Origin of the sequence: Christiangramia marina, assembly GCF_048285865.1 — a bacterium.
GTDB lineage: Bacteria > Bacteroidota > Bacteroidia > Flavobacteriales > Flavobacteriaceae > Christiangramia > Christiangramia marina.
The window spans coordinates 490,116-509,467 of sequence record NZ_JBLVTK010000002.1 but is presented as its reverse complement, the minus strand read 5'-3'; the positions used below and the strand labels follow the sequence as shown (position 1 = coordinate 509,467).

The window sequence follows — 19,352 nt, the reverse complement described above, 5'->3', positions numbered from 1 at the left end:
AAGTATTAATGTATAGCGTCTTCAGTTATTTGTAGCGATTTTAAATCAAGGTTACCACCTAAGTGAGGACATGTCACCAATTCTGTTACAGACTGGAAATTTACTTTATCCTTAGTATATCCAAAAGTAGATTCTAATGTATTTGAAAGATTTTTATCACTTAAGTTGATCTCGATATCATTGGTGGTGAACTGTGCGGGATGTTCATGACCACAGGCATGCGTAATTTGAAGCAGCTCTTTCCTGAATTTCACAAAGTAGAAATTAGTACGCATCGATTTATCTGCAATATCAATACCTCTTTGCAACCATTTATTCTGAGTTGCAATTCCAGTAGGGCAGGTATTGGTATGACAGCTTTGAGCCTGTATACAACCAATACTCATCATCGCTTCCCGACCAACGTTGATACAATCTGCACCCAAAGCAAATGCCATCGCAGCTTTTGCGGGGAATCCAAGTTTACCAGCCGCTACAAATACGAGCCTTTCAGTAAGCTCATATTCCTGAAAGATCTTGTAAACATCACTAAAACCGTAGATCCAAGGTACGGAAACATGATCTGCGAAACTTGGAGGCGCAGCACCGGTACCGCCTTCACCCCCGTCTATAGTGATAAAATCAGGTCCGTGATTTTTAGACTTCATGATCCCTGCAAGTGTATGCCAGTCATCAAGATTTCCAATGGCAGCTTTAATTCCTACCGGAAGACCTGTAGCCGCTGCAATTTCCTCAATAAATGTAATCATATCTTCAAGACTGCCAAATGCCGAATGGTAAGCCGGTGAAAGAACATCTTTACCCATAGGAACTCCTCGAATTTCTGAAATCTCTTTGGAAATCTTTTTCGCTGGAAGAACACCTCCTTTTCCAGGTTTCGCTCCCTGGGATAATTTAAGTTCGATCGCTCTCACTTGTGGATTTTTCTGTACCAGTCTTACTAATTTGGACATGTCGAAATTACCCTGTTCATCTCTAGTTCCAAAGTATCCGGTTCCTATCTGGAAAACAACATCTGCACCTTTTTTGTGGTAAGGAGATAATCCGCCTTCACCAGTATTATGATAAGCTCCGGAAAGTTTACAACCTTCGTTCAAAGATTCTATAGCCTTTGCTGAAAGTGAACCATAACTCATTGCCGACACGTTGATTATTGAAGCCGGTCTAAATGGTCGCTTCCGATTATTGTAGGTTCCCATTGCTTTTGCGCAAGGGATCAATCCCGAGTTTTTCTGGTTTGGATGCCCAGCAGGTAATTTAAAAGGAAGGATGGAGTTTTTGACAAAGATATAGTGCGAAGAATACATGTCCTGATCTGTACCGAAGCCCTCATAATTATTTTCATTTTTTGCTGAAGCATATATCCAGCTTCTTTCTCGCCTGTTGAAAGGCAATTCTTCTCTGTTATTGGCTACCAGATATTGCCTTATTTCCGGTCCTATACTCTCCAGGAAATAGCGTAGATGTCCAACCACCGGAAAATTGTGTTTTATAGTATGTTTCCGATTAAAAAGAACATCATTAATTGCGATGATCACTAATATGAGTAGTATCCATCCCCACCATGGGATAGATGATAAAAAGCTTAAAATTTGATCCATTAGGAATTGCTTAAAAAATCAAGAGTTAATTGTGTCATTGTTTTAACACCAAGTAAAAGTCCGCTTTCATCAATATAAAAGTCGGGAGTATGGTGTCTTGTAGGTTCAGCATCTTCAGGCATTCCACCTAAAAAGAAATAAAATCCTGGGATTTTTTCCTGAAAAAAGGAAAAATCTTCTCCACCGGTGGTCGCCTTCATTAAATTTACGTTCTCTTTTCCAGCAACATTTTCAAGAGTGGGAAGCATTTGTTGAGTCAGGGCTACATCATTAAAAGTGATCGCGGTATTATTCTGAATATCGATGGTGGCAGAACCACCGTATGCCTGGGCAATTGCCGGTACAAGTTCACGCATTCTGGATAAGATCACTTTTTTGTTTTCCGGATCTAACGTTCTAACGGTACCAATAAGTTCGGCAGTTTCAGGAATGATATTAAATCGCACACCACTGGTGATCTTTCCAACGGTTATCACTGAAGCCGACTCCGTTAAATCAGCATTTCTACTGATGATAGTTTGCAAACCATCGATGATCTTGGCAGAAATAAGTATTGGATCCACACCACTCCATGGCGCTGAACCATGCGCTTGTTTACCCTGGACATTTATTACAAATCTTTCCACTGCAGCCATGGTGCCTTCAGGTTTGTACTTGATAGTTCCCACTGGAGTAGCAGCGTTAATATGCAATCCAAAGATGGCATCTACATCAGGATTTTCAAGAACACCTTCTTTGATCATTAGGGCAGCTCCACCTTCCTCACCCGGTGGCGGTCCCTCTTCAGCAGGTTGAAAAATAAATTTCACGGTTCCATTGATTTTGTCCTTATGCTTTGAAAGAATTTCAGCAACACCCATAAGAATTGCGGTGTGAGTATCATGTCCGCAAGCATGCATCACTCCGGTTTGAGAACCTAAGAATTCAGTGGTTTTGGTTGACTTAAATTCCAGATCATTTTTTTCTGTCACCGGTAGCGCATCGATATCTGCTCTAAGAGCCAGGGTCTTGCCAGGCTTGTCACCTTTTAAAATTCCCACAACCCCGGTCTTTGCAATTTCAGTAGTAGTTTCGATACCAAGTGACTTCAGGTGTGCTGCTATCTTTTTAGCGGTTTCGAATTCACGATTGGATAATTCCGGATTTTCGTGAAGATCTCTTCGCCAATCGATCACCTTATCTTCTATATTCTGAAAATCATCTTCTGGAACATTCTGCTGCGCCTGAAGTCCAAGTGTTGCCAGAAAAATGCTCAAAGTAATTATATGTTTCATATTAGAAAGTTTAGAATTTTATCAAATGATAACCATCTGCCTGAAGTTGCACAAGTGCTGTCATTGCTGAAAGAGCATACTTTATATCTTTATGAACATTTTCAGGATCTACATTATGATGTGCTGCGCTCTGCCCGCAAACGATAAGTTCTGTTCCGGCATTTGCCAGTGCTGTAAACAGCGGTGTATTCGGATTTTCTTCAGTATCAGGATACGCCTTAGAATACGAAGCATCATCGAGAACATCTTTGGTGGCTGAACCATGAAAGACCAAAGCGAGATGCATATTTTCGGGATCTACTCCAGCTTTTTGATGCATATTTAAAAAACGGGCAGCTGTTTCTACCAGTTTATTGACTTCAGCAGGATCAAAATTCCTGTCGATATCAAATACCACTTTGTATACCAGATTGGTATCTACTTCAATTTCGGCATGAGGAACAATGATGGTTTTGCCATATTCAGGAATAACATTTCCAGGTTCAAATTTTTGAGCAAAAGATAGATTTACCCAAAGAATAGTAAATAGCAAGATCAATTTCTTCATGAAAGTAAGATGGAATAATGTTGAATTTTTAAAGATATTAAAATATCGTGCAATGCTTCAGAAGACTTCCTTAATGTTTAAAAATCGGTTGGATACGGGTTTAGTTTTTTGAGCATTTTAGTTACCTTTCAGCATTAATAAAATGGAGAAGATTTGGAAGCTTACTTAGCTGAATTAAATGATGCACAAAGGGCCCCGGTGCTGCAGAAAGACGGACCAATGATCGTTATTGCCGGTGCGGGATCTGGCAAAACAAGGGTGTTAACCTACAGGATTGCTTACCTGATGAATCAGGGAGTGGATGCGTTCAATATTCTTTCGTTAACCTTTACCAATAAGGCAGCACGAGAGATGAAACAGCGTATCGCCAAGATCGTTGGAAGTAGCGAAGCGAAGAATCTCTGGATGGGAACTTTTCACTCCGTTTTTGCTAAAATGCTCAGGTTCGAAGCCGATAAACTTGGATACCCTTCAAATTTCACTATTTACGATACTCAGGATTCTCATTCGGTGATTAGAGCGATCATAAAAGATATGCGTCTGGACAAGGATGTGTACAAATACAAACAGGTCTACAACCGGATTTCTTCTTATAAGAATAGTCTTATCACGGTAAAGGCCTATTTCCAGAATCAGGAATTACAGGAGGCCGATGCTATGTCCAAAAAGCCAAGATTGGGAGAGATCTACCAGCAATATGTAGATCGCTGTTTCAAGGCCGGCGCGATGGACTTTGATGATCTGCTTCTAAAAACGAATGAATTACTGAACAGGTTTCCGGATGTACTTCACAAGTACCAGAGTAGATTTAAATATATCCTGGTGGATGAGTATCAGGATACCAATCATTCTCAGTATTTGATCGTAAGAGCGCTTTCAGATAAATTTCAGAATATATGTGTGGTAGGTGATGATGCGCAGAGTATCTATGCATTTCGTGGTGCCAATATTAATAATATTCTGAATTTCCAGAAGGATTATGATAATGTACAGATGTACAGGCTTGAGCAGAATTACAGGTCTACCCGAAACATTGTACACGCAGCCAACTCAATTATTGATAAGAATAAGACCAAGCTGGATAAGATCGTATGGACCGCGAATGATGACGGGCCAAAGATCGTTGTGAACAGGTTACTTACAGATGGGGAAGAGGGGCGTTATGTTGCCAGTTCTATCTTTGAGAACAAGATGCAACAACAGCTTAATAATGGTGATTTCGCCATCCTTTATAGAACGAATGCGCAGAGTAGGGCGATGGAAGATGCGCTGCGGAAGAGGGATATTCCTTATAGAATTTATGGCGGACTTTCATTCTACCAGCGAAAAGAGATCAAGGATGTTCTTTCTTATTTAAGACTTATACTGAATAATAAGGATGAAGAAGCTCTGAAAAGAGTGATCAACTATCCAGCGCGAGGAATTGGACAGACCACGATGGACAGGCTTTCTGTAACCGCCAATCAGCATAACCGGTCTATTTTTGAAGTTATCGAGAATCTGGACAAACTTGATCTTAAGATCAATCGTGGAACGCAGACCAAACTGGAGAATTTTGTGAATATGATCCGGAGTTTTGCCATTTCCAATGAAACTATGGACGCCTTCCAGATCGCTGAAATGGTGACCAAGAAGACCGGGCTGGTTCAGGAACTTAAAAAAGATGGTACACCTGAAGGAATTGCCAGAATTGAAAACATAGAAGAATTGCTAAATGGTATCAGGGATTTTGTGGAGGGCCAGCGGGAGATCGCAGACGCCACTGGATCTCTATCAGAATTTCTTGAAGATGTGGCACTTGCTACAGATCTGGATAATGATACCGGGGATGATGATCGAGTTGCACTAATGACCATTCACCTGGCCAAAGGTCTTGAATTTCCTTATGTATATATTGTAGGGATGGAAGAAGATCTTTTTCCATCGGGGATGAGTATGAATACCAGAAGCGAACTTGAAGAAGAACGCCGATTGTTCTATGTAGCTATAACCAGGGCCGAAAAGCAGGCATATCTAACCTATACACTTTCCAGGTATCGCTGGGGTAAGCTTGTAGATGCCGAGCCTAGTAGATTTATTGAAGAGATCGACGAGCAATACCTTGAAACTCTGGTGCCACAGGACGATTATAAGTACAAGCCATTAATCGATACAGATATCTTTGGGGACGATGTGGATAAGAGTAAATTAAGGCAATCCAAACCCAGAACAGGAACACCACCTCCAGCACATAAACCTTCAGAAGAACAGCTGCGTAAACTTCGAAAACTAAGGCCAGCTGCAAAAGAGCCGGAGAAAGCCATGAACACTTTGAATCTTTCCGCGGGGGATGAAGTGGAGCATATGCGTTTTGGAAAAGGTAAAGTTCTTAAACTTGAGGGTGTTGGCCAGGATCGAAAAGCTGAAATCGAATTTGAACAGGGCGGTATAAAGAATCTACTCTTACGTTTTGCGAAGCTGAAAATTCTTTCCTAAGTATTTCTAGGATTACTGTAGAAAATACATATATTAGCTCAGAGTCGTTTAAATCCCTACATTTTTACAACTCCAGAAACCAAATAAAAAACAACGTTTTTATAGAGACCTGCTTTAGGTCTCTTTTTTTATGCCTCTTCGGGAATAAGTTAATCTTCTTATAAAACACTGTTAGCAATTTATTTAAATTCCTTCGGAAATTTGATCTATGAATTATCTTGAAAAAAAAAGTTATGATTAAAGAAGGAAGTAAAGTAAAATGGGAGTGGGGAAATGGAACTGCGGAAGGAAAAGTGCAAAGTACATTTACCAAGAAAGTGACCCGTACGATCGATGGAAATGAAGTGACCCGCGATGGAGAAGAAGGCAACAAAGCATTGTATATCGAACAGGAAGACGGTAGCAATGTTTTAAAACTTGAAAGCGAAGTTAAAAAGGCAGACTAAGACCTTAGATTTGCGCGGAATATCTTAATTTTAAGAAGATCAAAAACATACTAATATGGCTGAACTTCTAAGAATTTACGATGAAAACCCTGCACCAAAACATATAAATAAGGTAGTAGAAGTCCTGAAAAAAGGAGGCCTTATCATATATCCAACAGATACCATTTATGGGTTGGGATGCGATATTACCAATAATAGTGCATTAGAAAAGATTGCCAGGATCAAGAACGTAAAACTGGAAAAAGCTAATTTTTCCTTTGTTTGCGAAGATCTTAGCAATCTTTCTGATTATGTAAAACAAATCGATACTACTACCTTCAAGATTCTTAAAAGATGTTTGCCTGGACCTTACACATTTATCTTGCCGGGCGGAAATAATCTTCCAAGTGTTTTCAAAAAGAAAAAAACAGTAGGGATCAGGGTTCCGGATAATTCGATTTGTCAGGCGATAGTCAAGGCACTTGGGAACCCAATTATTTCAACCTCGATTAGGGATGAAGACGAGGTACTGGAATACAGTACAGATCCTGAATTGATTCGTGAGAAATGGGATAACCTGGTGGATCTGGTAATCGATGGTGGTTATGGTGATAATGTTGCTTCAACTGTAATCGATCTTACAACGCCAGAGCCCGAAGTAATTCGGGAAGGAAAAGGTTCCCTTGAAATCATGTAAAATTTTAAGATTTCCCACTCTTTCTAGTTAATTCGCTATTAAAGCCTTATCAAGTTTTTTTAAACTCATTATAGGATAGTAACTTAAAAGAAAAAATAAGTTATGAGTATATTAGAAACTACAACTAAAGTTAAGGGGCAACCTATTAATTTATATTATGAAGACTACGGTGAAGGTAAACCGGTAATTTTAATTCACGGCTGGCCCTTAAGTCATAGAATGTGGGAATACCAGATAGAATCTATTGTTGAGGCAGGATTCAGATGTATTGCCTACGATCGTAGAGGTTTTGGAGCAAGTGATAAGCCCTGGACTGGATATGATTATGAATCGCTGGCAAAGGATTTGAATGATCTTATCAATAAATTAGACCTTAAGGATGCTACGATCGTTGGTTTTTCTATGGGTGGAGGAGAAGTAGCCCGCTATATCGCAAACTACGGAACTTCTAAATTAAGCAAAGCGGCATTGATATCTGCAGTGCCACCATTTATGCTGAAGACTGGCGATAATCCTGATGGATTGGAAGAAGAGACATTTGAAGGTTTCAAAAAGAATCTAAGAAAGGATCGTCCCGGATTTTTATCAGAATTTGGAGACCAATTTCTCAACTTCGAAGACAATGCAGATAGAATAAGTGAAGATATGGCGCACTACTACTGGTCTATAGGATGCCAGGCATCACCAAATGCCACTTTGGAATGTGTAGACTCGTTCGGAAAAACAGATTTTAGAGAAGATCTAAAGAAATTCGATATTCCTACGCTGGTTGTTCATGGTACCGCAGATCAAGTCGTACCTATTAAAATGTCTGGAAAAAAGAGTGCTGAAATGATTGCAAATAGTGAATACCACGAGGTGATGGATGCTCCACACGGTCTTGTTCTAACTCACACTGCAGAGTTTAACAGGTTACTCGTGGATTTTCTTAAGAAGTAATCTATAATTAACTAAATGAATGAAGCCCTCTAGCGAGGGCTTTTTTTATTACATGGATTGCAAAAAAGCTGTATGTATTTCTAATGGCTTTCCTGGTTTTCCTTTCTTTTTCTCAGAGTACGCCAATGCGAAACCGCTTTGGGCAGCTTTTAGTCTTTGAGCAGGTGTTCCATGGTGACCTGGACTTTCAGTAAAACAATCTCCGGAATTATAGGTCATGTCGAAAAATGATTCGATGCGCTTCCAGTTATAAGTTGCACCTCTTTTATGCCCCAGAAAATAAGCTGCTGCAAAATCTGCCTCTAATTCTCGCAAAAGCTCAGGATTTTCTGTGTAGTCATTCTCCCATTGCAGATTGTACTCGAATTGAGCCTGATGCCACCATTCGTGTGCAAGGAGTCCGCTAAAGGCTATTTCTCCGGGAATCCCTGACTCTTCCAGTAACTGCAAAATACCATCACTTATGACCAGAAGACCATTTGATCTGGTAAATGCATCGAGGGCAAAGAAAGTGTTTTCCGGGATCTGCCTGCTTTTCTCATAAGCTTCAATGATCTGCAATGCTTTAATTCTGGCTTCTGTAGCATTGCGAATGCTACGATCAAAACTTTCGATCATATCAGCTAATTGCTTTGGATCTTCCAGGGTTGCGGTATGCTGTCCATTTAAATAGATCTGCCGGTCAAGCTGCCAGAATTTCTGAAGTTCTCGTAATCGCTTAGCTTCTAGATGATTATATTGTCCATCGCTACCGTAATAATTTGGACCTATATAATGAGTAACATATTTTCTATGCAGGTCTCTTAAATAAAAGGCTATATCAATATCAAAATATGGATCTTGAATTAAAATCTCAAAATTCTTCTGAAGTAGATTTTGAAACGAAGTGATTTCGCAGGTGCTATTCTTAACCGGAAGATATTCGATCTCAGCAAGAATTTCGTAAGAGTTGAGATCAATTCCTCTAATTTCAAACTCAGCTGAGGTAGTAATGTTACCTTTTGATTCGGTCTTAGTTTTAATAGTTTCCGAGGAGCAGGATACCTGGAACAGGGAGAGACCTAGAAAAAGTATTCCGCTACTAATTTTGAGTGCTTTCATAATTAGTGATTTAGAGAGTAGGGAATACTACTAAAATAAGATAAATTGCTGAAGATCAGATGTTAAAACTGATAAATAAAAAAGCCCCTGCAATGCAGAGGCTTTGATATATAGAAAAGGATTCTAATTAGTTGGACTGAGAACTAGCTTTCTCCATTCCATCTTCGATCATACTGTAGAATTGATCAAGTTTAGGAAGAACAACAATTCTTGTTCTACGGTTTTTAGCACGACCTTCAGCAGTTTCGTTGCTTGCAAGTGGCACATAGTAAGATCTACCTGCAGCAGTCATACGGGCTGGCTCAACACCAAACTCATCCTGAAGAACACGTACTACAGAAGTTGCACGTTTCACACTTAGATCCCAGTTATCTTCGAACATAGAAGTACTAATAGCTTTGTCATCTGTATGACCTTCAACCATGAATTCGATATTTGGCTTGTTGTTTACAACAGTAGCTACCTTACCAAGAACTTCTTTCGCACGGGATGTTACGTTGTAACGACCGCTATCGAAAAGTAATTTGTCTGAAATAGATACATAAACAACACCTTTCTCAACATTGATCTCGATATCCTCATCATTCAGGTTACCAAGAGCTCCCTTAAGACTGGTTACAAGAGCAAGAGTTACAGAATCTTTCTTGTTCATAGCATCTTGCATAGAACGAATTGCAAGGTCTTTTTCTTTAATACTTTCCAAAGAACGTTCCATGTTCTCAGCTTCTTTCTTAGAAAGCGTTGCCAAGTTCCCAACGTTGTTCAATAACGCAGCATTTGTATTATTTAAATTTGCAACCTGGCTATTTAGACGCTCTTTTTCATCCAGACAGGAGTTTAATTTTACTGTAGCAGTATTTAATTGATCCTGAGTTTCACGTTGTTTTGTTTCAAGTTCATTGTATTTTTTCTGTGAAACACATGAAGATAGCAAAAGGGCCGCGGTAGCCGACATTAGCATGATTTTTTTCATAACTAGTTTCTTAAATTTTAAATTGTTTAGAGGCCAAAAATATCAAAAAAATAGCAAGGTGGAAAGCTATTTTAACATTTCCTTTTTATATTATTTTTCCAGTTCATTATAGCGGGCCTTTTTAAGTATAAAATGTTGATACACAATAGAACGCAATTCATAATATCGCTCAATTTTAAAATGATCTGGACGCTTTTTTCTTATCTTGTTAAATGATGAATAGAAGCTGCCATGAGCTTTTAAAATTGCCGTAAAATGATCCACTTTTCCTTCGCTCAAAAACTTAATGGCAGCAACTCCGTCGAGGATCATTCTTCCAAATAATATTGGGAGTAAATCTCTTGATCGAAGGTTTTTCAGCAGTAAAAAAAGACCATTTCTAAAATTATAATAGGTTTTTTTGGGATCCATACTTGATAAGGTCGCTCCACCTACGTGGTAAACGATAGAATCTGCTGCATATTTTATGTGATATCCCATATTCTGAATTCTCCAGCAGAGATCTATTTCTTCCTGGTGAGCGAAAAAGTCTTCGTCGAGTCCGCCAGCTTCCTGGTAAACTGAATTTCTAATGGCAAAGCAGGCACCTGAAGCCCAAAAGATTTCATGGTTATTATCATACTGTCCTATATCTTCCTCCATTTTCTGAAAGATCCTTCCCCGGCAATAGGGATATCCAAATTGGTCGAGATAACCACCGGCTGCTCCGGCATATTCAAAATGATCCTTTTTCTTGTAATCCAGGATCTTTGGCTGAATTGCCGCTACATCTGCTTCTTTTTGAAAGATTTCCATTATTGGAACCAGCCAGTTCCTGGTCACCTCTACATCACTATTCAGTAGTATGATAATATCTTCAGAAACCGACTTTAGAGCCTGGTTATATCCACCGGCATAACCATTATTCGATTTATTCTGAATAATTTGTACCTGTGGGAAGCTGCTTTTTAATAATTCTACAGATTGATCTGTAGAATTATTATCAGCTACATATACTTGCGCCTCTTTAGAATTTGTAATAACCGAAGGCAGGAATTTTTTCAACAGATCTTTCCCGTTCCAGTTCAGGATAACTACAGCTATATTCATGCTCGTTGATATTCCGGTAATTCGGTTAGAAATATATAGGTTTCCTTTTCATAATCCATCTGGCAAAAGTAATGTTCAATCCCGTTAGTTACCATCAAAAAATTCGCTTTTAAGCTCAGGTTATACCTTGCGATCTGGTCAAACGTGTCCTGGGTGATCTTAATTTTCGGTGCTTTACATTCCACGATAATATGGATATTCCCTTCTGGCTCGAACACAACCACATCATACCTTTTAGTGAGACCGGCGATCTTTAATTGCTTTTCAACATTGATAAGACTTACCGGGTAATTTTTTTCTTTTTCCAGAAACTTAACGGTATGTTGACGTACCCATTCTTCAGGCGTAAGGATGATAAACTTTTTCCGTAAATCGTCAAAAACAGCTACTTTATTTTGATTATTTTTGAACCGAAATGAGTAGGATGGAAAATTCAGCTTCTGCATTTTTCAAAAGTAATGAAGATTATTAAGTGATAAAATATCGCCTTCAGTTTTCCATCAATTCATAAATCGCCGTAAACTCCTCTATGGACGAAGCCAGAAAAATTGTAAACGAGATTAAACAAGGTGATATTAAACCTATCTACTTCCTGATGGGTGAGGAAACCTTTTATATCGACGGAATTTCGAATTATATCGCAGACAATCTTCTTTCCGAAGAAGAAAAGGGTTTTAATCAAATGACCCTCTACGGAAGAGATACGAACATCGAGGAGATCGTGAGCAATGCCAAGCGGTATCCCATGATGGCCGAAAGGCAGGTAATTATCGTAAAAGAAGCTCAGGATCTTTCCAGGACTATCGAAAAACTGGCAGATTACGCTGAAAATCCTCAGCCAACCACAGTACTGGTGATGTGCTATAAATATAAGAAAATCGATAAGCGCCGGAAGCTGCATAAAACTATTGCGAAAACAGGTCTTATTTTCGAAAGCAAACGACTATATGAGAACCAGGTGGGAGATTGGATCATGAAGACAATGAAAAGTCGGGGATATTCAATTTCTCCAAAAGCTTCTCAAATGCTGGTTGAATTCCTGGGAACAGATCTAGGGAAGATTGATAATGAACTTCAAAAGCTTCAGCTTATTTGCAAGAAGGAAACGCTTATTAGTCCGGAGATCATCGAAGAAAATATCGGGATTAGCAAAGATTTCAACAATTTCGAATTGCGTAAGGCGATTGGAGAAAGAGATACTTTGAAGGCTCATAGAATAATTAATTATTTTGCTCAGAATCCTAAAGACAATCCACTGGTAGTGACCATTAGTCTGTTGTTTTCCTATTTCTCCCAGATCCTGCAGTACCATGGCCTTAATGACAAATCCAAAGGAGCTGTTTCCAAGCAACTAAGGATTAGTCCTTATTTTGTGGGTGATTATATCACTGCAGCGAGAAATTTTCCAATGAAAAAAGTAAGTAAGGTGATTAGTGATCTGCACGAAACTGATGTGAAAAGTAAAGGGGTAGGCGCTGCAAATGTTTCACAGGGAGATCTTCTAAAAGAACTTCTTGTAAAAATCATGAATTAAATGAGCAAATTTTCAACCTGGGTTGGTGCGGCAAGGCTGAGAACACTTCCATTATCCATTTCAGGGATAATTGTAGGTAGTAGTATCGCTGCGCAACAAGGACAATTCAACCTCGCAATTTTTAGTCTCGCTCTGGGAACCACACTTGGATTACAAATTTTATCAAACTTTGCAAATGACTACGGTGACGGGGTCAAAGGAACCGACAATGAGGACCGTATAGGGCCTATACGGGCCTTGCAAAGTGGTATCATCACCCAGAAGGAGATGCTTCGTGCGATGGTCATCACCGCGATTGCAACTTTTATACTTGCCGTATTACTTATCTATGCTTCTTTTGAAGACGAAAACTGGCTCGCTGCGCTGGTGTTTTTAATATTGGGAATAGGTGCTATCGTCGCTGCGATCAAATACACGGTCGGGAATTCTGCTTATGGATATCGCGGTAGAGGGGATATTTTCGTTTTTATATTTTTTGGACTCGTTGCCGTCTATGGTAGTTACTTTTTATATACTCATAATCACAACTTTGTAAGCTTCTTTCCGGCAGTAGCTATTGGTTTTTTAAGTGTCGCGGTTCTCAACCTTAATAATCTTCGGGATAGAATTTCAGATGCTAAAGCTGGTAAAAATACGCTGGTGGTGAAATTGGGAGAGCGAAAGGCGAAGAATTACCATTACCTGTTAATTATTGGAGCTTTGTTCTTTATGATGATCTATTCAGCAATGGTGTCCAGGGAACTGGATGATTATATGTATCTGGTAGGTTTTATTCCTCTCATTTTTCATTTAATACGCGTAGGTAAAAATGAGAACCCTAAAGATCTGGATCCAGAGCTAAAGATTGTAGCGCTTTCCACCTTTGGGATCTCCATTCTATTTGCGATAGGACTTGTGCTCTAAGGTTTAAGTTTAACAAAACTATATAGTCAGCTAATTATAGGAATTTAGCTGAATCCTTATTTTTATAAAAACCGAAAAACTTTTTTTATGAAAATTACATTTTACGGGCAGAATACCCTCGCTTTGGAAATTGGAGATAAGAACATTCTGGTAGATCCTTTTATTACCGGGAACGATCTATCCAAGGATAAAGTAGACATTAAAGAATTAAAAGCTGATTATATTTTGCTTACCCATGCACATGAAGATCATGTGCTGGATGCTGAAGCAATCGCTAAAAATACGGGCGCCAAGATCGTTAGTAATTACGAGATCGCCAATCATTATGGAGATAAAGGCTTTGAGGTACATCCAATGAATCACGGAGGTAGCTGGGATTTTGACTTTGGAAAAGTGAAATACGTGAATGCTCTGCATACCAGTTCATTTCCAGATGGCAAATATGGAGGACAACCCGGCGGTTTTGTGATCGAAACTGATAGCGGGAATATTTATATCGCCGGTGACACAGCTTTGACGCTCGATATGAAATTGATACCCATGAGAACTAAAATTGATCTCGCGGTTCTACCAATTGGCGATAATTTTACAATGGGTGTGGAAGATGCGATCATCGCCAGTGATTTCATCGAATGTGATCGCATCCTTGGATGTCACTATGATACCTTTGGTTTTATAGAAATCGACCATGATGATGCTAAAAAGAAATTTGCAGCCAAGGGTAAAGATCTTTTACTGCTAGATATTGGTGAATCTGTTGAAGTATAATTATGAAAGCTTCTTACAAACGATACCTTTTAGAATTCAAACGCCCCAGTGGAACTTCCCGGGGCGTTCTTACTGAAAAAGAAACGTGGTTCCTGAAGATAGAGGATAATAATCGCTACGGGTTAGGTGAATGCGGAATTTTAAGATCATTAAGTTATGATGATCGACCAAATTACGAAGATAAGCTACATTGGGTGTGTGAGAATATCAACCTGGGAAAGGAAATGCTGTGGGAAGAATTACGTGAATTTCCCAGTATCCAGTTCGGAGTTGAAATGGCCTTTCAAAGCCTTGAATCAAACACTCCTTTTGAATTATTTCCTTCGGAATTTACTCAGGGAAAGGATCATATTGCAATAAACGGACTCATTTGGATGGGGGACAGGGAGTTCATGAAAAAACAAATTTCAGAAAAGATCGAGCAGGGTTTTCGTTGTATTAAACTGAAAATTGGAGCAATAGATTTTGAAACTGAACTTGAATTGCTGAAATCTATTCGGGAAAATTTTTCCGCAGAATCCATGGAGTTAAGAGTAGATGCAAATGGAGCTTTTCATCCAACAGAAGCATTGCAAAAACTAGAACGGCTTTCAAAATTCGAAATTCATAGCATTGAACAGCCAATTAAGCAAGGGCAAATAACAGAGATGAGTCAGTTATGCTCAAAGACGCCAATTCCGATTGCACTCGATGAAGAATTGATAGGAATTACAGATGTAACAGAAAAGGCCAAACTGATACAAACTATACAACCACAATATGCCATATACAAACCAAGTTTGATCGGTGGGATGAAAGGTACCCAGGAATGGATCGATATCTGTGAATCTAACCAGGTGAAATGGTGGATCACCAGCGCACTGGAAAGCAATGTAGGGCTAAATGCAATTGCGCAGTGGACTTACACGCTGGATACAGATCTTCCCCAAGGTTTGGGAACTGGTGGTTTGTATACAAATAACTTTACCAGTCCGTTGCTGGTGCAGGTTGGTAAAATTCAATATGATCCTCAGGTAAACTGGGATTTTAAATTTTAATAAAATTATGTTTATAGCGCAGGCGTTCAAATACGAACATTCTTTCTGGAGATATCTTGTGATTCCAATTCTGTTTTTTGGCCTAATGTCTCTCAATTATGTAGCGGTCGAAATGCTGGATCTGGATGTGAATGAAATGATGCGACAACAAATTGAAAGTAAAGGTTCCAATAGGGTGCTTTTCGAGAATTTGCTGTCATTTCTTGTATTTCTTGCCGGGCTCTTGCTTTGGGTCAAATATGTGCATAAGCAACCAATTAAAACTCTAACCACCAGTCGGGAAAAAGTAGATTGGAGTAGATTCTGGTTTGCGTTTACCCTGGTGGCGGTGTTCAATATTGGGATTACTGTTCTGGACTATTATTCGAATCCGCAGGATTATGTCTTTAATTTTCAATGGGAACCCTTTCTATACTTGCTGTTGATCTCAGTTTTTCTGATTCCCATTCAAACGAGTTTTGAGGAATATTTCTTCAGAGGTTATTTGATGCAGGGGATAGGTGTGCTTGCTAAAAACAGGTGGATCCCTTTGGTGCTTACTTCTGTGATTTTTGGGGGTTTACATTATTTTAATCCTGAAGTTACCAAACTGGGTAACATCATCATGATCTATTATATTGGAACTGGTTTTATGCTTGGGATCATGACCCTGATGGATGAGGGAATGGAGCTTGCTTTAGGATTTCATGCTGCTAATAATCTAATTACAGCCTTACTTGTTACTGCAGACTGGACTGCCTTCCAGACCAATTCTATCTTAAAGGATGTCTCAGAACCTTCTGCAGGATGGGATGTATTAATTCCCGTTTTAATCATTTACCCTATCTTCCTTTTCATCTTTGCAAGGAAATATAAATGGAATAACTGGTCTGAAAAGCTCTTCGGAAGAGTGAAAAGACCTGAAAATGTAACAATTACTTAGGATATTCAGGAATTTAATTGCAAATTCTTAACTTTAAGTATTCGGTGAATGTCCAATTTAGCTTGAAGTATGAATAATAATTACAAGATTCCTGAAACTCACCCTGACTTTAGGTTGAACAAACGGCACTTCACAAATGCCGAGTTGAAGCATATCGCTTATAGTTATATCAAGGAAGGTGAGCCATTTGAACAGCAAATTGGTAATTTCCTGCTGGACTGGTTAAAACCAACAGATTTTATTGAAGTACATACTTCGGGATCTACCGGGAAGCCCAAAAAGATCAGGCTTACCAAGGAGCACATGATCAACTCTGCGCTGGCGACTTCAAAATTCTTTAAACTTCCTAACCATACCAAAGCATTATTATGCCTTCCTGTAGATTATATAGCAGGAAAAATGATGCTGGTAAGAGCCATGTTTTTAGGTTGGGATCTCGATTCGGTTCCACCGTCTTCAAGTCCATTCGATCAATTGTTCAAGGTTTATGATTTTTCAGCAATGACCCCGTTCCAGCTGGACAACTCGATAGGCAGGCTGCACCTGGTCAAAAAGCTGATCATTGGTGGTGGAGCAGTTTCACCGAGATTGCGAAAAATGCTGGTAGACGTGGATACGAGAATTTACGAAACCTATGGGATGACCGAAACCTGTAGTCATATCGCTGCAAAACGTTTAAATCCTACGAAGAAGAAAGTATCAAAAGCCTTCAAATTATTACCAAATGTAAGTATTACTAAGGACGACCGCGATTGTCTTGTGATCAAAGCTCCAAAAGTGCTGGATGATGAAATCGTTACCAACGATGTTGTAGAGATCATAACCTATAAAAAATTCATCTGGAAAGGGAGATATGATAATGTGATCAATTCCGGAGGAATAAAGATATTTCCTGAAGAAATAGAACGTAAGATCAATAAGAAACTCGATCATCGATTCTTCATCACTTCTATGCCAGATGATGCTCTGGGTGAAAAAGTAGTCATGTTTGTGGAAGATGATTTTTCCGAAGAAAGACTAACGGAGCTTAGGGAAATGGTTGGGAATATGAAATCGCTTGGGAAATATGAGAAACCAAGAAAGATCTATTTAATTGCTAAATTCGAAGAAACTCCAAACGGCAAGATTCACCGTGAAAATACTGCGAAAAGCAAAGTGTCCTAAATCATGATTAGAACTGCTCTTATCATTATAATCCTGTTAAATGTGAATGAAAAATTAATTTTCGATTTTAATTCCGATACCAAAATTAGTGAGTGGGTGGTAGTGGAAGATCGCGTTATGGGTGGTAGATCCAGTGCAGAGATCAGTCTTACAGAAGCAGGACATGCCAGATTTAGCGGTAATGTTTCTCTTGAAAACAATGGAGGTTTTGCTTCAGTTCGATATCGATTAAATGTAGAAGGCGTAAAGAAGTTCAGCAAAGCAGTGATAAGGCTTAAAGGGGATGGTAAGAATTATCAATTCCGATTCAAGAATAAATTGAACGATCGTCACTCCTACATACAGGAATTCTCTACTAATGGAGAATGGCAGGAAATTGAGTTGGATCTGGCAAAAATGTACCCTGGATTTCGAGGCAGAAAATTAGATATTCCCAACTGGGACCACGATATCATACAGGAAATCACCTTTCTTATTGGCAATAAAAAAAATGAAGAATTCAGTTTATTAATAGACTATATTCGGCTGAAATAAATCCATTCCCATCATCTTATACTTATGCGTTATTTACTAGGTTTTATACTTTGTATGCTCACTCTTAGTGCTCATACCCAAATACTTTCAGAAAAAGATCGTGCCTCTGTTCGCGATGAAATACTTGCAGAGCGATTTAATAAACTTCTACCAGTCTTGATGGATCGAGCTGAAATTGATATGTGGGTGATCATTTCAAGAGAATATAATGAAGACCCTGTGATGAAAACCATGCTGCCTTCCACCTGGCTAAATGCGAGAAGGCGAACCATGCTGGTGTTTTTCAGAAAAGGAGATTCTATAGAAAAGCTTGCGGTTGCCCGTTATGATATTGGCGATGCTATCAAGTCTACCTGGGACAAGGAGAAGCAGCCTAATCAATGGAAGGCTCTCGCAGATATCATTAGCTCTCGCAATCCAGAAAAAATCGGGATCAATATTTCTGAGAATTATGGTCTTGCAGACGGATTGGTTAAAACCGATTATGAGGAACTTCTAAAAAGTTTGCCGCAAGAATATCATTCAAGGTTGATCTCTGCGGAAGATCTTGCCGTAGGATGGATAGAAACCCGAACCCTCAAAGAGATGCTGCTATTTAGTTCATTGGTGGAACTAACACATGAGGTCATTCAAGAAGCCTTTAGCACTCAAGTGATAGAGCCGGGAGTAACTACTACAGATGATGTGGTCTGGTGGTTACGACAAAAAGTGACCGATCTGGGACTGGAAACCTGGTTTCATCCTACCGTGGATATTCAGAGGAGTAACGAGCAACTTGTAGATCATATCACTGCATTCTCTAATGAAAATGGAAGCGATATTATTCTGAAAGGAGATCTGCTTCATTGTGACTTCGGAATTTCATATTTAGGTTTAAATACAGATTGCCAGCAAATGGCTTATATTCTTCAGAATACCGAAACCGAAGCTCCACAATTCTTACAGAAAGCCCTGGCAAAAGGAAACAGGTTGCAGGATATTCTTACTGAAAATTTTAAAACTGGCAGAACAGGAAATGAAATTCTGGCTGCGAGTCTGGAAAAGGCAAAAGCTGAAGGTTTAAAACCTTCGATCTATACCCATCCACTTGGGCTTTACGGGCATTCTGCAGGACCAACCATTGGAATGTGGGATCAACAGGGCGGAGTTCCCGGGACTGGGGACTACCCACTTTATGAGGACACGGCCTATGCAATTGAATTAAATACTGAAGTGAACATTCCGGAATGGGATAAGGATATAAGAATTATGCTGGAAGAGGCAGGGTTCTGGGGAAAAGAAGGCTTTCGATACGTAAATAAGAGACAGACATCTTTAATACTTATCGATCCTTCTGCGGAATAAAAAAAAGCAGCTGAAAAGCTGCTTT

19 protein-coding genes are annotated in these 19,352 nt (G+C 39.2%); 12 read left to right on the top strand and 7 right to left on the bottom strand.

Going from position 1 to position 19,352, the window contains the following annotated elements; genetic code table 11:
- Positions 1-5: 5 nt before the first annotated feature.
- Genes ACNKXS_RS08790 through ACNKXS_RS08780 form a run of 3 tightly spaced genes read right to left on the bottom strand, consistent with a single transcriptional unit; the run spans position 6 to position 3,422 of the window.
- Positions 6-1,601: an FMN-binding glutamate synthase family protein gene (locus ACNKXS_RS08790; protein WP_417920552.1), complete on the bottom strand. Its 1,596-nt coding sequence runs from the start codon at positions 1,599-1,601 to the stop codon at positions 6-8.
- On the bottom strand, positions 1,601-2,875 hold the full coding sequence (locus ACNKXS_RS08785) for an amidohydrolase (protein ID WP_417920551.1): 1,275 nt from the start codon (positions 2,873-2,875) through the stop codon (positions 1,601-1,603). Before ACNKXS_RS08785 ends, ACNKXS_RS08790 begins: the two co-directional genes overlap by 1 nt.
- A gap of 10 nt (positions 2,876-2,885) precedes the next feature.
- Complete coding sequence (locus tag ACNKXS_RS08780; protein ID WP_417920550.1) at positions 2,886-3,422, bottom strand: DsrE family protein; 537 nt, start codon at positions 3,420-3,422, stop codon at positions 2,886-2,888.
- 153 nt (positions 3,423-3,575) lie between these two features.
- Between ACNKXS_RS08780 and ACNKXS_RS08775 the strand changes: the two genes are divergently transcribed.
- From ACNKXS_RS08775 to ACNKXS_RS08760, 4 genes are all read left to right on the top strand, one after another.
- Complete coding sequence (locus ACNKXS_RS08775) at positions 3,576-5,897, top strand: ATP-dependent helicase (RefSeq protein ID WP_417920549.1); 2,322 nt, start codon at positions 3,576-3,578, stop codon at positions 5,895-5,897.
- Positions 5,898-6,130: 233 nt separating this feature from the next.
- Positions 6,131-6,343 (top strand): hypervirulence associated TUDOR domain-containing protein, encoded by a 213-nt coding sequence (locus ACNKXS_RS08770; protein ID WP_141877135.1) that lies wholly within the window; start codon positions 6,131-6,133, stop codon positions 6,341-6,343.
- A 55-nt stretch (positions 6,344-6,398) separates the two neighbouring features.
- Positions 6,399-7,019 carry an L-threonylcarbamoyladenylate synthase gene (locus ACNKXS_RS08765; protein WP_295179459.1) on the top strand — a complete coding sequence of 207 codons (621 nt, stop codon included), beginning with the start codon at positions 6,399-6,401 and terminating at the stop codon, positions 7,017-7,019.
- 102 nt (positions 7,020-7,121) lie between these two features.
- On the top strand, positions 7,122-7,958 hold the full coding sequence (locus ACNKXS_RS08760) for an alpha/beta fold hydrolase (protein ID WP_417920548.1): 837 nt from the start codon (positions 7,122-7,124) through the stop codon (positions 7,956-7,958).
- Positions 7,959-8,006: 48 nt separating this feature from the next.
- On the opposite strand, the gene ACNKXS_RS08755 is transcribed toward ACNKXS_RS08760, so the two are convergent.
- From ACNKXS_RS08755 to ACNKXS_RS08740, 4 genes are all read right to left on the bottom strand, one after another.
- Positions 8,007-9,059 (bottom strand): hypothetical protein, encoded by a 1,053-nt coding sequence (locus ACNKXS_RS08755; RefSeq protein ID WP_417920547.1) that lies wholly within the window; start codon positions 9,057-9,059, stop codon positions 8,007-8,009.
- A 127-nt stretch (positions 9,060-9,186) separates the two neighbouring features.
- Positions 9,187-10,032, bottom strand: a complete 846-nt coding sequence (locus tag ACNKXS_RS08750; protein WP_141877139.1) for an OmpA/MotB family protein — start codon at positions 10,030-10,032, stop codon at positions 9,187-9,189.
- A gap of 90 nt (positions 10,033-10,122) precedes the next feature.
- The gene (locus ACNKXS_RS08745; protein ID WP_417920546.1) at positions 10,123-11,121 is read right to left on the bottom strand and encodes a glycosyltransferase family 2 protein; all 999 of its coding nucleotides are present in this window, start codon (positions 11,119-11,121) and stop codon (positions 10,123-10,125) included.
- Positions 11,118-11,567, bottom strand: a complete 450-nt coding sequence (locus ACNKXS_RS08740; protein ID WP_417920545.1) for a type I restriction enzyme HsdR N-terminal domain-containing protein — start codon at positions 11,565-11,567, stop codon at positions 11,118-11,120. The genes ACNKXS_RS08745 and ACNKXS_RS08740 overlap by 4 nt, the downstream gene beginning before the upstream one ends.
- 83 nt (positions 11,568-11,650) lie before the next feature.
- On the opposite strand from ACNKXS_RS08740, the gene holA reads away from it, so the two are divergent.
- The 8 genes from holA to ACNKXS_RS08700 all read left to right on the top strand — a co-directional run bounded on the left by holA (position 11,651) and on the right by ACNKXS_RS08700 (position 19,327).
- Positions 11,651-12,655: a DNA polymerase III subunit delta gene (gene holA, locus ACNKXS_RS08735; RefSeq protein WP_417920544.1), complete on the top strand. Its 1,005-nt coding sequence runs from the start codon at positions 11,651-11,653 to the stop codon at positions 12,653-12,655.
- The gene (gene menA / locus ACNKXS_RS08730; RefSeq protein WP_417920543.1) at positions 12,656-13,558 is read left to right on the top strand and encodes a 1,4-dihydroxy-2-naphthoate octaprenyltransferase; all 903 of its coding nucleotides are present in this window, start codon (positions 12,656-12,658) and stop codon (positions 13,556-13,558) included. It begins immediately after the preceding gene.
- 87 nt (positions 13,559-13,645) lie between these two features.
- Positions 13,646-14,326: a metal-dependent hydrolase gene (locus ACNKXS_RS08725; RefSeq protein ID WP_417920542.1), complete on the top strand. Its 681-nt coding sequence runs from the start codon at positions 13,646-13,648 to the stop codon at positions 14,324-14,326.
- 2 nt (positions 14,327-14,328) lie between these two features.
- Positions 14,329-15,363, top strand: a complete 1,035-nt coding sequence (locus ACNKXS_RS08720) for an o-succinylbenzoate synthase (protein ID WP_417920541.1) — start codon at positions 14,329-14,331, stop codon at positions 15,361-15,363.
- Positions 15,364-15,370: 7 nt separating this feature from the next.
- Positions 15,371-16,285 (top strand): CPBP family intramembrane glutamic endopeptidase, encoded by a 915-nt coding sequence (locus ACNKXS_RS08715; RefSeq protein WP_417920540.1) that lies wholly within the window; start codon positions 15,371-15,373, stop codon positions 16,283-16,285.
- 69 nt (positions 16,286-16,354) lie between these two features.
- Positions 16,355-17,449, top strand: a complete 1,095-nt coding sequence (locus ACNKXS_RS08710) for an AMP-binding protein (protein ID WP_417920539.1) — start codon at positions 16,355-16,357, stop codon at positions 17,447-17,449.
- A 3-nt stretch (positions 17,450-17,452) separates the two neighbouring features.
- Positions 17,453-17,983 carry a CIA30 family protein gene (locus ACNKXS_RS08705; RefSeq protein ID WP_417920538.1) on the top strand — a complete coding sequence of 177 codons (531 nt, stop codon included), beginning with the start codon at positions 17,453-17,455 and terminating at the stop codon, positions 17,981-17,983.
- Positions 17,984-18,007: 24 nt separating this feature from the next.
- Entirely contained in the window at positions 18,008-19,327 is a 1,320-nt protein-coding gene (locus ACNKXS_RS08700; protein WP_417920537.1) for a M24 family metallopeptidase, read from the top strand.
- Positions 19,328-19,352 lie beyond the last annotated feature (25 nt).

Excerpts from the sequence above, each read along its gene's own strand:
- ACNKXS_RS08790 (WP_417920552.1), bottom strand. The coding sequence starts at position 1,601 with ATGGATCAAATTTTAAGCTTTTTATCATCTATCCCATGGTGGGGATGG.
- ACNKXS_RS08785 (WP_417920551.1), bottom strand. The coding sequence starts at position 2,875 with ATGAAACATATAATTACTTTGAGCATTTTTCTGGCAACACTTGGACTT.
- ACNKXS_RS08780 (WP_417920550.1), bottom strand. The coding sequence starts at position 3,422 with ATGAAGAAATTGATCTTGCTATTTACTATTCTTTGGGTAAATCTATCT.
- ACNKXS_RS08770 (WP_141877135.1), top strand. The coding sequence starts at position 6,131 with ATGATTAAAGAAGGAAGTAAAGTAAAATGGGAGTGGGGAAATGGAACT.
- ACNKXS_RS08765 (WP_295179459.1), top strand. The coding sequence starts at position 6,399 with ATGGCTGAACTTCTAAGAATTTACGATGAAAACCCTGCACCAAAACAT.
- ACNKXS_RS08760 (WP_417920548.1), top strand. The coding sequence starts at position 7,122 with ATGAGTATATTAGAAACTACAACTAAAGTTAAGGGGCAACCTATTAAT.
- ACNKXS_RS08755 (WP_417920547.1), bottom strand. The coding sequence starts at position 9,059 with ATGAAAGCACTCAAAATTAGTAGCGGAATACTTTTTCTAGGTCTCTCC.
- ACNKXS_RS08750 (WP_141877139.1), bottom strand. The coding sequence starts at position 10,032 with ATGAAAAAAATCATGCTAATGTCGGCTACCGCGGCCCTTTTGCTATCT.
- ACNKXS_RS08745 (WP_417920546.1), bottom strand. The coding sequence starts at position 11,121 with ATGAATATAGCTGTAGTTATCCTGAACTGGAACGGGAAAGATCTGTTG.
- ACNKXS_RS08740 (WP_417920545.1), bottom strand. The coding sequence starts at position 11,567 with ATGCAGAAGCTGAATTTTCCATCCTACTCATTTCGGTTCAAAAATAAT.
- holA (WP_417920544.1), top strand. The coding sequence starts at position 11,651 with ATGGACGAAGCCAGAAAAATTGTAAACGAGATTAAACAAGGTGATATT.
- menA (WP_417920543.1), top strand. The coding sequence starts at position 12,656 with ATGAGCAAATTTTCAACCTGGGTTGGTGCGGCAAGGCTGAGAACACTT.
- ACNKXS_RS08725 (WP_417920542.1), top strand. The coding sequence starts at position 13,646 with ATGAAAATTACATTTTACGGGCAGAATACCCTCGCTTTGGAAATTGGA.
- ACNKXS_RS08720 (WP_417920541.1), top strand. The coding sequence starts at position 14,329 with ATGAAAGCTTCTTACAAACGATACCTTTTAGAATTCAAACGCCCCAGT.
- ACNKXS_RS08715 (WP_417920540.1), top strand. The coding sequence starts at position 15,371 with ATGTTTATAGCGCAGGCGTTCAAATACGAACATTCTTTCTGGAGATAT.
- ACNKXS_RS08710 (WP_417920539.1), top strand. The coding sequence starts at position 16,355 with ATGAATAATAATTACAAGATTCCTGAAACTCACCCTGACTTTAGGTTG.
- ACNKXS_RS08705 (WP_417920538.1), top strand. The coding sequence starts at position 17,453 with ATGATTAGAACTGCTCTTATCATTATAATCCTGTTAAATGTGAATGAA.
- ACNKXS_RS08700 (WP_417920537.1), top strand. The coding sequence starts at position 18,008 with ATGCGTTATTTACTAGGTTTTATACTTTGTATGCTCACTCTTAGTGCT.